Source organism: Streptomyces sp. 184, from assembly GCF_045781775.1.
In the GTDB taxonomy this organism is placed as follows: domain Bacteria; phylum Actinomycetota; class Actinomycetes; order Streptomycetales; family Streptomycetaceae; genus Streptomyces.
On record NZ_CP123230.1, the window covers coordinates 7,709,877 to 7,721,656 of the forward strand.

Annotated in this window: 11 protein-coding genes; 1 reads left to right on the top strand and 10 read right to left on the bottom strand. The window is 72.5% G+C overall.

What is annotated here, in order from left to right; all coding sequences use genetic code 11:
• Positions 1-42: 42 nt before the first annotated feature.
• The 9 genes from QBL21_RS32945 to QBL21_RS32985 form a co-directional block, all read right to left on the bottom strand.
• Positions 43-411 carry a hypothetical protein gene (locus QBL21_RS32945; RefSeq protein ID WP_407565884.1) on the bottom strand — a complete coding sequence of 123 codons (369 nt, stop codon included), beginning with the start codon at positions 409-411 and terminating at the stop codon, positions 43-45.
• Positions 380-1,222, bottom strand: coding sequence for an ABC transporter ATP-binding protein (locus QBL21_RS32950; protein WP_407565885.1), 843 nt, complete (start codon positions 1,220-1,222; stop codon positions 380-382). Before QBL21_RS32950 ends, QBL21_RS32945 begins: the two co-directional genes overlap by 32 nt.
• Positions 1,219-2,124 carry an ABC transporter permease gene (locus QBL21_RS32955; protein ID WP_407565886.1) on the bottom strand — a complete coding sequence of 302 codons (906 nt, stop codon included), beginning with the start codon at positions 2,122-2,124 and terminating at the stop codon, positions 1,219-1,221. The genes QBL21_RS32950 and QBL21_RS32955 overlap by 4 nt, the downstream gene beginning before the upstream one ends.
• The gene (locus QBL21_RS32960; protein ID WP_407565887.1) at positions 2,124-3,020 is read right to left on the bottom strand and encodes an ABC transporter permease; all 897 of its coding nucleotides are present in this window, start codon (positions 3,018-3,020) and stop codon (positions 2,124-2,126) included. The genes QBL21_RS32955 and QBL21_RS32960 overlap by 1 nt, the downstream gene beginning before the upstream one ends.
• Positions 3,017-4,156 (bottom strand): ABC transporter substrate-binding protein, encoded by a 1,140-nt coding sequence (locus tag QBL21_RS32965; RefSeq protein WP_407565888.1) that lies wholly within the window; start codon positions 4,154-4,156, stop codon positions 3,017-3,019. The genes QBL21_RS32960 and QBL21_RS32965 overlap by 4 nt, the downstream gene beginning before the upstream one ends.
• A gap of 22 nt (positions 4,157-4,178) precedes the next feature.
• Positions 4,179-5,132 carry a sugar kinase gene (locus QBL21_RS32970; RefSeq protein ID WP_407565889.1) on the bottom strand — a complete coding sequence of 318 codons (954 nt, stop codon included), beginning with the start codon at positions 5,130-5,132 and terminating at the stop codon, positions 4,179-4,181.
• Between the two features lie 11 nt (positions 5,133-5,143).
• Positions 5,144-5,797 (bottom strand): RraA family protein, encoded by a 654-nt coding sequence (locus tag QBL21_RS32975; protein ID WP_018841348.1) that lies wholly within the window; start codon positions 5,795-5,797, stop codon positions 5,144-5,146.
• 50 nt (positions 5,798-5,847) lie between these two features.
• On the bottom strand, positions 5,848-6,618 hold the full coding sequence (locus QBL21_RS32980) for an SDR family oxidoreductase (protein ID WP_407565890.1): 771 nt from the start codon (positions 6,616-6,618) through the stop codon (positions 5,848-5,850).
• Positions 6,619-6,773: 155 nt separating this feature from the next.
• Positions 6,774-7,718, bottom strand: a complete 945-nt coding sequence (locus tag QBL21_RS32985; RefSeq protein WP_407565891.1) for a LysR family transcriptional regulator — start codon at positions 7,716-7,718, stop codon at positions 6,774-6,776.
• A 234-nt stretch (positions 7,719-7,952) separates the two neighbouring features.
• Here QBL21_RS32985 and QBL21_RS32990 point away from each other — a divergent pair, with 234 nt between their 5' ends.
• Positions 7,953-8,459, top strand: coding sequence for a 2,4'-dihydroxyacetophenone dioxygenase family protein (locus tag QBL21_RS32990; protein ID WP_407565892.1), 507 nt, complete (start codon positions 7,953-7,955; stop codon positions 8,457-8,459).
• 229 nt (positions 8,460-8,688) lie between these two features.
• Here QBL21_RS32990 and tmk read toward each other — a convergent pair whose 3' ends face one another.
• Positions 8,689-11,661, bottom strand: coding sequence for a dTMP kinase (gene tmk / locus QBL21_RS32995; protein ID WP_407565893.1), 2,973 nt, complete (start codon positions 11,659-11,661; stop codon positions 8,689-8,691).
• Positions 11,662-11,780 lie beyond the last annotated feature (119 nt).

An 11,780-nucleotide genomic window follows, 5' to 3' on the forward strand; every position in this document is an offset into this window, starting at 1 on the left:
TGGTGCGTACGGGCTCCCGGCTTCAGCGCGCCCGACGCGCGCTCACCGCCCCGCCGGCCTCTCGTCCTCCGGCGGCACGATGCGCTCGATCCAGTACTCCCGCGCCAGCGCGTCCACACCCGCGGGCGCCACGCCGCGCAGATGGACGACGTTGCCGTCCGTACCGGCGATCCGGCCGTGCTTCTGCATCCGCAGGATGTGGTACCGCTCCGGCGCGAAGCCCAGCTCGACGTCGGCGGAGAAACGCCCGCGCTGGTCGCGCTCGTCGCCCACCGCCGGATCGACCTTGCCGCTCGCCTGGACGGTCAGCCAGACCTGGTACGCGACGATGAGCAGGACCAGGATGGCCAGCCGGCGCACCGTCGGGCTGCGGAGCGCCCTAAACGCCAGCGACTGCCGTTCCGTCGGCATCGGTCGCACCTCCCGAGTCGTCCCGCGCGCCCTTGGCCGCGGCGCCCTCGTCGTCGACGAGCAGCTCGTTGACCCGGTTCGCGATCTCCCGGAACTCCGGCATCTCCAGCGCCGTACGCCACTCCCGCGGGCGCGGCAGGTCGACGGTGACGATCTCCCGTACCCGGCTGGGCCGCTTGGACAGCACCACGATCCGGTCGGAGAGGAACACCGCCTCGTCCACGTCGTGGGTGACGAAGAAGACCGTGGGGTGCCGCTTCTCGAAGATGCGCGTCAGGTCCTCCTGGAGCTTGCGCCTGGTCTGGGCGTCGATGCTGGCGAACGGCTCGTCCATCAGCATCACGGCCGGCTCGTTGGCCAGCACGCGGGCCACGCCCAGGCGCTGCTGCATGCCGCCGGACAGCTCGTGCGGGTACTTGTGCTCGAAGCCGCCGAGCCCGACCAGCTCCAGGAACTCCTTGCCCTTGGCGTCGCGTTCGGCGCGCGGCACGCCCTTCATCCGCAGCCCGAAGACCACGTTGCCGAGCACCGTCTTCCAGGGGAAGAGCGCGTGGCTCTGGAACACCACGCCGCGGTCCGGACCCGGGCCGCTGACCGCGTGGCCGTCGACGACGACCTCGCCCTCCGTGAGGTTCACGAAGCCGGCCACGATGTTCAGCACGGTGGTCTTGCCGCAGCCGCTCGGGCCGAGCACGGAGACGAACTCGCCCTCGTTCACACTGAACGAGACGTCGCCGATGGCGGTGACCTCCTCGCCGCTGTACGAGTCGACGTAGTTCTTCTGTAGTCCTGTGATCTCCAGCGCCGTCATCCGTCGGCCTCCAAACTCCGTACCATGCCCCACCGTTCGACGGTGGATCGCTCGAACGGCGCCAGGACCATGGCGTCGAGCGCGTACCACAGGATTCCCAGCACTGCCATGCCCAGGAACACCTGGCTGATGTCGCCCACCCGGCGGGCGTCGAACATCATGAAACCGACGCCGCTGGTGCCGACGATGATCTCGGCGGCGACCAGGGCCCGCCAGCCGTAGCCGAGACCGGTGCGGATGCCGCCCGCCACGGACGGCAGCGCGCCCGGGAGGATGACCTCGAAGAACACCCGCAGCCGGCCCGCGCCGAGACTGCGCGCCGCACGCAGCAGTTCGCGCGGCACCTGCTCCACACCCGCGACGACGCTCAGCATCAGCGGGAAGACGATCGTGTAGACGATGACGAAGGTGACCGCGGTGAGGCTGAAGCCGAACCAGACGATCACGATCGGCAGCCAGGCGATGTCGGCGACCGCCTGGAAGAACAGCAGGATCGGCCAGAAGAACCGGCGGACCTTGGCGAACATCGCCACCACGAAGCCCATCGGCAGGCCGATGGCGAGGCCGAAGCCGACGCCGTACGCCAGCCTGGTCAGCGAGTCCGTGAGGTAGCCGGGCAGGATGCCCTTCTCCATCAGGTCGCCGAACTCCTCGACCACCCGCGGCGGGCCGACGAAGAACGCCTCGTCGAACACGCCCATCTCCGCCACCAGCCACCACAGCGCGATGACCGGCACGAACGGGCCGAGGTTGCGGAACACGGCGCGGCGGGTGAGCCAGAGCCAGACCTTGCGGGCACGGACCACGCCCGGGCTCGCGCCGCCCTTGCGCGGCGTACGCCCCGAGGGTGCGCGCCGTACGGGCTTGGCCGTACTGGCCGTGTCCGTCGTGTCCGACGCCATCAGCTCCTCCCTCCCAACATCCCCCAGCGCTCCACCGTGCGCTTCTCCAGCGGGGCCAGCATCAGCCGGTCCATCAGCAGCCAGAGCACGCCGATGATGACCATCGAGGCGATGATCACGTCGGTCTGGAAGTACTTCTGCGCCTGGAACAGGGCGTAGCCCAGGCCCGCGTTGCTCGCGATGATCTCGGCGGCGACCAGCCCGCGCCAGCCGTAGCCGAGGCCGACCCGCAGGCCGGTGACGACGCTGGGCAGCGCGCCGGGCAGCAGCACCTCCCAGAACATCCGCATCCGGGTCGTGCCCATGCTGCGCGCGGCGCGCAGCAGTTGGGTCGGGATCTGCCGGACGCCGAGCATCGCGTTGTACGTGATCGCGAAGAACATCGCGTTCCACACGATGAAGATCACGGCCTTGTCGCCGTAGCCGAACCACAGCGTGGCGACGGGGATCCAGGCGATGCCCGCGAGCGCCACGGAGAACCGCAGCAGCGGGGAGAAGAACGCCGACAGCGCGGCGCTGGAGCCCAGCGCGATGCCGAACGGCAGGGCCGTGGCGATGGCGATCGCGGCGCCGATGCCCATGCGGCGCAGGCTCGCGCCGAGGTGGTCGAACAGCTCGCCGCTGGACCACATGTCGCCGAGCGCCGAGAGGACGTCGCCGACCTGCGGGAAGACACGTAGCGGCGGATCGGTGATCGCGACGGCCACCAGCCACACCACGACGAGCAGCGCGAGCGGGGTGAGGAACCACAGCGCGGAGATCGCGCGCGCGGCCGGGGTGTTGGACCCGCCCCTGCGCTTGCGCTGCTGCCCCGGCGGCCGCCCGCCCGGCCGCGGCCGCCCCTGTGCGGGGGCGGCCGCGGCCGTGGCCTGTTTTTCGGTACGGGGCGTGGTCACGACGGGCAGGCCTCGGCGGCGGTGTCGCGGTCGAAGGTGTACCCGCCGTCGATCGCCGCGGCGTCCGGGACGGGCGGCAGGTCGGCGAAGAGGTCGGGGTTGTCCTTCATGACCTTCAGGATCGGCTCGGGCTGGAAGTACTTGTTGACGTCGAAGCCCTCCTTGACGTTGCCCTGCTCGGCCAGCAGGCCGGCGAGGGTGTCGAGCGCCAGGTAGTTGCAGGCGGAGAAGCGGCCGTCGAGCTGCTTGACGTTGTGCTTCATCGCCTCCTGCGCGACCTTCTTCTCGGTGCCCGGCAGCCAGCGCGTCGCCGAGTCGGCGGCGTCGTCGGGGTTCTCGCGCATCCACTGGTCGGTCTGCGCACGGGCGGTGAGGAACTGCTCGATGACCGCCGGGTTCTTCTCGGCGTAGTCGCGCGTGGTCACCAGGTAGCCGATGAACGGGATGTAGCCGCCGCCGCGCAGCACCTCCTTGGCGCCGTCGACCTGCCCGGTCATGGTGATCGGCCACGGGTCCCAGACGATGCCCGCGTCGATGCCGCCGGTCTCCAGGGCGACCGCCATGTCCGGCGGCTCGGTGTTGACGATCTCGACGTCGCCGGCCTCCAGCCCCGCGTCGTCCAGCAGGCCGAGGAGGTACAGGTGGTTGATGGAGCCCTCGGAGACGCCGATGCGCTTGCCGCGCAGCGTCGAGAGGTCCTTGCCGTCGATGCCGGAGTCGCCGCCGGCGACCACGGCCATCGTCTCGTCGATGCTGAGCTGCGAGGACGAGCCGGTGTAGTTGCCGACGAGCACCAGGTCGATGCCCTGCTGGGCGGCGGCGATGGCCGGGGTGCCGACCTGGACCACGTCGACCTCGCCGGCCTGGAGCGCGTTCAGCGCGTCCACGCCGGTGGGGTAGGGCTCCTTCAGCTTCACGTTGAGGTTCTGCTCGTCGAAGTAGCCCGCCTCGACGCCGGCCGGCAGGCCGATCTGGTCGATGGCGGAGACGTACCCGGCGGACAGCTTGGTCGGCTCGGCGCCGCCCCCGCCACCGTCGACGTCGTCGTCCACGGTCGAGTCGCCGCCGCAGGCGGCCAGCAGCAGGGCTCCCGAACAAGCCGCCGCCACTGCTATGTGACGTGTTGCGCGAAACATGAGTCTCTCCTGATCCGTACGGCTACGGGGCTGGTGTGGGAGCGCCGGGGAGCAGCGCGTCCACCGCGGCCCGGTGCGGAATCGGCAGGACCGCTCCCGGTCCGGTGGTGGTGAGCGCGGCGGCGACGGCCGCGTAGCGGGCCGCCTCCAGCGGTACGGCGCCTTCCAGCAGCCGGGCCGCGAACGCGCCGTCGAAGGTGTCGCCGGCCCCGGAGGGGTCGACGGCCCGCACCGGGTGGGGCGGAATGCGGGTCACGGTGCCCTCGTGGGCCAGCAGGGCGCCCTGGTCGCCCATCTTGAGCACGACGATGCCGGGCCCGCGGCGCACGAAGGCGTCGAGGACCTCTTCGGGCTCGTGCAGGCCGGTGAGCAGCCTGCCCTCCTCCAGGTTCGGCAGTGCCACATCGCACAGCTCGATGCTGCGCATGACCACCGCGCGGGCCCGTTCGACGGGCCAGAGCGCGGGGCGGTAGTTGGGGTCGTAGCCGATCAGCGTGCCGCTGCCGCGGGCCAGCTCCATGGCGTGGAAGGCCGCGTCGCAGGCCGACGGGCTGATCGCCTGGGTGATCCCGGTGACGTGCAGCATCCGCGCCCGTGCGATCGCCGCGGCCGGTACGTCGGCCGGGGTGAGCCGGCTGGCCGGCGAGTCCGCGCGGTAGTACGTGAACCTGCTGGCCGCGGGCGTACGGGAGATGAAGTAGATCCCGGTACGCCCGCCGGCCTCCCGGACGACGTGCTCGGTGCCGACACCCTCGCGCTGCCACAGCCGCAGCAGGGCGTCGCCGAAGTCGTCGTCGCCGATGCGGGTGACGTAGCCGGTGCGCGCGCCGGAGCGCCGCGCGGCCACCGCGAAGTTCGACGAGTCGCCGCCGTAGCCGACGGCGAAGTCGTCGCCCGGCCCGACGGGCTCGCGGCCCTCGACGCGGGCGTTGAACTCCAGCAGCGGCTCGCCGATCGCGAGGATGTCGTTGTCCATGTCCGCCGCCGTCAGATCCGCTGGTACTTCTCGAGCCCGCCGCGCAGCGAGCCGGACTCGCGGATGAGCCGGGTCTGCTCCCGCTCCCGCTCCTCGATGTCCGTGGCCAGCGCCAGCACCTCGGCCACCAGCTCCAGCGGCACGCAGACGACGCCGTCGCTGTCGGCGACGATCAGGTCCCCGGGGCGTACGGACACGCCGCCGACCTCGACCGGCTCGTTGAGCGAGACGGTCCGGTAGCGGCCGACCGTGGTGGCCGGGACGGCGCCGCGGGCGTAGATGGGGAGTTCGGGGTAGTCGCGGCGGATCTCCTCGACGTCCCGGACGCCCGCGTCGAGCACGGCGCCGGCGATCTGGTTGGTGACGGCGCCCGCGGCCATCAGCCCGCCCCACACCGCGACGTCGGCGCCGCCCGCGGCGATGCAGATGACGCTGCCCGGCGCCGACTCGTCGATGGCGCGCAGCGCGTGCGTGGGGGGCTCCGACACGTGGGAGGGCACCTCCTGCACCGTCACCGCGGGGCCCACCAACTTGCCCGGCAGCACCGCTTTGATGCTTCCGGTGAGGTAGCCCCGTACGCCCTTCTGCTCCACGGCGTCGGCCACCGACGCGGTGGCTATGCCGTGGAAGGCCGCGATGGTCTCCGGCGGGATGGTCGTCGTCATCTCGAGTTGGCTCCGATCTGGTACGTGCGTGCTGTGTCGCGGCCGGTGGTTCAGCGCGACAGCCAGCCGCCGTCGACGGCCAGGACGTGGCCGTGGATGTAGTCGGCGGCGGGCGAGGCGAGGAACACCACCGGTCCGGCGATGTCGGCGGGGCGGCCCCACCGGCCGGCGGGGATGCGGGCGAGGATTTCGCTGCTGCGGACGCCGTCCGCGCGCAGCTCCGAAGTCACGGCGGTGTCGATGTAGCCGGGAGCCACGGCGTTGACGTTGACCCCGCGGCCGGCCCATTCGTTGGCCAGTGCGCGGGTCAGCCCGACGAGGGCGTGCTTGCTCGACGTATACGACGGGACGAACATCCCGCCCTGGAAGCTGAGCACCGACGCGATGTTGATGATCTTCCCGTAGCCGCGCTCCAGCATGCCCGCGCCGATGGCCCGGGTCAGCTCGAATGCGGCGTGCAGGTTCAACTCCACGACGTCGTACCAGTCGGCGTCCCTGAATTCCGCGGCCGGGGCTCTTCGAATGAGTCCTGAATTGTTGACCAGAATGTCCAGGTCGAATCTCTCGACGAGTTGGCTGATCTCACCTCTACGGGCCCCGGGATCGGTCAGGTCGACGTGCACGCGAGTGACGGAAACCCCCAATTCAGCGGCCTCTTTGGCCACCGGATCGAGATTGTCGCGCTCCGACAGCAATACCAAGTCGGCGCCGACGGCGGCGAGTCCGAGCGCAACTGCGCGCCCGATTCCGCTGCCCGCTCCCGTAATGAGCGCACGACGGCCGTGCAGATCCCCGGTCGGGGAATCAGACTCCTCCGTCAACGCCCCTCTCCCTTCATTCGGTCCCAGCCGTGCATGGTTCCGGCTACGGAAACATTAGAAGCGGACTGCCAGGGCGTTAAGACTGAATTGCGAATGACAGTATTCGCAAAGCTGATGTGCCGGGCCGCACCGGTCGGACACGTACGCACGCCCGGTCACGCCGCGGCGGGCACCGCGTGGGTGCCGGCGGGGATCCGGGCGCGGACGATGGCGCGGAGCAGGGTGCGGGCCGACGGCGTGAGCGGCCGCGAGGAGTCCCAGCAGACCGCCACGCGCCGCTCCGGGGCGCCCTTCAGCCGGCGTACGCGGACGCCGTCCACGTCGGCGACCTGGGCGGCCAGCGAGTTGGTCACGCCGACGCCGATGCCCTGGCGGACCATCGACACCAGCGTCTGCGGCTGGTTGGTGGCCTGCACGGGCTCGATCTCGTGGCCGCAGTCGCGAAAGGTCCGGTATGTCTCGAAGTCCGGGGTCTCCGGGGCGTCGAGCCGGCCGATCGAGACGATCGGGTGCTCGGCGACGGCGTCGATCGACAGCGGATCGGGCACGTCGGACAGCGGGTGCTCACTGGGGTGGATCGCGACCAGCGACTCGCCCCACAGCAGCCGGCTGCGCACGGACGCGGAGGACGGCGGGGGCGACATCGGGCGCAGATAGACGTCGACGGCGCCGGAGGTGAGGGCGTCGTCCAGCTCCAGCGTCGACCGCTCCACCAGCACGACCCGCACCTCGGGGCTCGTCCGCGCCAGCCCCTGGAGCAGGGCGGGGACGAACGCGGCGCTCGCGCTCGGGTACGAACCGAGCGTCACCACACCGCGGGCACCGCTGCGCCACGGGGCCATCGCGGCCTCCGCGGACTCCAGCGCGCGCAGGATCTCGTGGGCGTGGTCGGCGAGGACGACGCCGGCCTCGGTCAGCTCCACGGGGCGCTTGCGGCGGTCGAAGAGGGGCAGGCCGATCTCGCGCTCCAGCGCGGCGACGTGCATGCTGACGCGGGGCTGCGACCGCTTCGTGGACTCGGCAGCGGCGACGAAGCTCCCCGTTTCGATGACCGCGAGGAACGAGACGAACCATTCCAGCCTGACATCCGGGTTCAACATCTTGCCCTCACCCCGCACCCAAGCAGCGCGTCTTCCCGCCCTAACCAGCCCGATCGGCTCGATCAGCACAACGGCACCAGTGATCAACAGCCGCCCTCAGGCTAAGTTGCGGACTACGCGGGGGCAACAGTCGTGCACGGCGTATTGCTCGTGACAGCCATATCCGCCCGGCGAATGCGGCTATTCGAAACTCGGCCCTTGACCAGCATTCGGACGGGGTGGCTTCGTTGGGGGATGGCCAATGAAGTAGCCCCAGCCGTCATCGCGGCGACCACGTCGCTGCCGCCCGAACTCGCCGTCGCCGCAGTCCCGGAGGACGAGCGCGTGTGGGTGCCGCAGGCGCCCAATGTGTGGTTCCGGCCGCTGCTCTTCAATACGGTCACGGGCCAGTGGTGCAACCTGTTGAAGGTCACCGCCGCCGGCATCGTCTCCCGGCACCGGCACCCGGGCGCGGTCTTCGGGTACGTGATCAAGGGCAAGTGGCACTACTACGAGCACCCGTGGGTGGCCGAGGAGGGCCACTTCGTCTACGAGCCGCCGGGCGAGATCCACACGCTGGCCGTGCCGGAGGACTGCGCCGAGATGATCACGTTCTTCAACATCAGCGGCGCGATGATCTACCTGGACGAGGAGAACCGGAACACGGGCTACGAGGACGTGTTCACCAAGATCGACATGGCCCGCGCCCACTACGCGGGCAACGGCCTGGGCGAGGACTACGTGGAGCAGTTCATCCGCTGACGCCCCGCGGGCGGCGGGGCGGGGCGCCGCGGGAAGTGGACGCACGTACGTCGCCGGCGCGACGGCCGTCGTAGCCACGCGTACACCACCGGCACGAGGGCCGTCGTAGCCGCTCGGCCGATCGCGGACCGCGCCGTGGACGGGCCCGTACGGCACGGCCCGCACCCGCGCAGGCACCTTTCCGGCGCCGGTACGCCCCGGGCGTACCGGCGCTTCGGCGTCCCCGCCCTCAGCGGCGGCGGTCGTCGCGGTCTTCTTCGCCGCGGGGGCCCAGCAGTTCGTCGGCCAGCGTCGGCAGGTCGTCCAGCGGGGTCTCCTCCGCCCAGTCCGGGCGGGGGCGCCGGCGGGCGTCCTGCTCTTCCGGGGCCGGCACCTGCGGTACCTGGACCGTCTCCTCCACGTCCGGGTCCGGCACCTGCGGCAGGACGCGGGTCTCGGCCGCGTCCGGGCCGTCGTCCGCGCGGGTGTGCGGCAGCCGGGACGTCTCGGACGTCTCCTCCATGTCCGGGTCGCCGGAGACCGGCAGCGGCTGCGTGGTGTCGTTCCCCGAGGCCGCCCCGGAACCTGCCGCACCCGCAGCACCGCCCGCACCGGCAGCACCGGCCGCGGATGCCGCCGCCTGCGCTGCCGCCGCCTCCGCGGCCAGCCGCTCCTGCTCGGCGCGGAGCAGCGCCTCCTCGGCCTTGCGCTGCTTCTCCAGGCGGCGCTCCTCGGCCTCCCGGCGCAGCCGCGACTCCTCCTCGGCCTGCCGCCGGATCCGCTCCTCCTCCGCGCGGCGGGCGGCCTCCTCGGCCTCGCGGCGCTTGCGCTCCTCCTCCGCCTGGCGGCGGGCCTCCTCGGCGCGCTGCCGGGCCAGCTCCGCCTCCCGCTCGGCCTCCAGCCGCTTGGCCTCCTCGATCTCGCGGCGCTTGCGCTCCTCCTCCTCGCGGCGCAGCCGCTCCAACTGCTCCTGCCGCTCCCGCTCCAGCCGCTCTTCCTCGGCCCTGCGCGCGGCCTCCTCGGCCTCCCGGCGCTTGCGCTCCTCCTCGGCCTTGCGGCGGGCCTCGTCCCGGGCGCGCACCTCCTGGTCGGAGAGCGGCAGGATCTGGTCCAGGCGGTGCCGCACGGCGGTGGTGACGACCCCGGCGTCCTGGCCGGCGTCCACGACCAGGTAGCGGCCAGGGTCCGCGGCGGCCAGCGCCAGGAACCCGGCGCGCACCCGCTCGTGGAACTCCGGCGGCTCCGACTCCAGCCGGTCCGGCGCCTCGGTGAACCGCTCCCGCGCCGTCTCCGGCGGGATGTCCAGCAGCACCGTCAGATGCGGGACGAGCCCGCCGGTGGCCCAGCGGTTGACCCGCGCCACCTCGGTCGGCGACAGCTCGCGCCCGCCGCCCTGGTACGCGACGGAGGAGTCGATGTACCGGTCGGAGATGACCACGGCGCCGCGCTCCAGCGCGGGCCTGACCAGGCCGTCCACGTGCTCCGCACGGTCCGCGGCGTACAGCAGGGCCTCCGCGCGGTGCGAGATACCGGCGGTGGAGACGTCGAGCAGGATGGAGCGCAGCCGCTGCCCGATGGAGGTGGCACCCGGCTCGCGGGTGACGACGACCTCGTGCCCCTTGTCCCTGATCCACTGCGCCAGCGCCTCGACCTGCGTGGACTTCCCGGCCCCGTCGCCGCCCTCGACGGCGATGAAGAACCCGCTCTCCGAGCGTCCCTCGTCCGGGTCCGCGCCGCGCAGCGCGTCCCGCAGGTCGACCCGCAGCGGCACCCCCTGCCGGTCGTCGATGCGCACCAGCACCAGCACCGCCACCGGCAGCAGCAGCGCGCCGGCCAGCATGTACGTGAACGCCGCGCCGCCGTGCGCGAAGACCAGGTCGCCCGCCTCCAGGCGGTGCCGGCCGATGGCGGCGGCGAGCAGCGGCGCGCCGATCAGCCCGAGCGCGACCGCGACGCGGGAGACGGCGTGCAGATGGTCGATGAGCCGGGGCCTGCGGGCGTCCTCGGTCTCCAGCTCCAGCAGCGCGTGCCCGGTGGCGGCGGCGACGCCCGCGGCGGTCCCGGCCAGCAGCGCGCACAGCACCCCGGTCGCCGCGTCGGCCACCAGGCCGACCAGCAGCAGCCCGATCCCGGCGACGCCGACGGCCAGCGCCAGCAGCCGGCGCCGCGACAGCGCCGGCAGCACCCGCGGCGCGGCCCGCACGCCGAGCACCGGACCGGCGGTGACGGCCAGCGCCAGCAGCGCGTACGCGATGGTGCCGTTGATGTCATACGCCTCCTGCGCCTGGAGGACGGCGAGCGCCACGGAGGCGGCGACGGCGGCGGCCGCGGCGGCGCAGGCGCCGACGAGCAGCGGCACCGCGCCCGTACGCCCCCGCTCCGGGCCGCCGTCCGCGGTCCGCGGCCGGCGCAGCCCCTCCAGCGGGGAGCGCGCCCGCGCCCCGCCGTCGGGCAGCTCCATGAAGAACAGCACCGAGACAGAGGCCGCGAAGAGCCCGGCGGCCAGATACGAGCCGACCGCGCCGGGGTGTCCGTCGAACCAGTCGAACCCGGAGCCCAGCAGCCGGCCGATCCACGCGGTGACCAGCAGCGCGGCGGCACCGAGCGGCAGCGCGCCGTACCCCGTGCGCAGCGACAGCCGGCGCAGCGCGATGCCGTGGTCGGGCAGCGGCCTTATCGCCGCGCCCTCGGGCGGCGGCGCGGGCAGCAGCGCGGGGGCGACGCTGTCCTTGGCGACGACCCACACCCGCTCGGCCGCGCCGGCGACGAAGACGGTGACGAGGATCCAGGTCAGCGCCGAGTCCGGCGTCCAGTCGATCCACAGCGGGGCGACGATGAGCAGCCCCACGCGCAGCACGTCCGCGCCGACCATCGTCCAGCGCCGGTCCAGCGCCCCGGACCCGGACAGCAGCGACCCGACCGGGCCCAGCGGCACGGCGCCGAAGACGACCGTCGACAGCAGCCGGACCGCGAAGACCACGCTGACCGTGACCGCCGCGCCGCGATAGCCGCCGCCGAACGACTCGTCCGCCAGCCCCGCCTGGAGCGCGAGCAGCACAAGAACGAGCATCGCCAACGCATCCGCGGTGGCACTGGTGAGATGGGCGCCCCACAACCGCCTCAGGGACGGCACGCGCAGCAGCGCCCGAACGGCGCGCTCGCGCGAGTCCGCGACAAGGCTCTCGGTGGGGTCCGGCGCTGTCGTCGGCTGGTCGGCTCGCATGCGGTCAGCCTAGCGGGACGGGCCGGACCGGTGAGCTTCGCACGAACACTTGCCCGGTTCTGTGGATTACCGGCCGGTTGTGGACAATCCGCGGCCTCCGCCCCCGACGAGCACGGCCC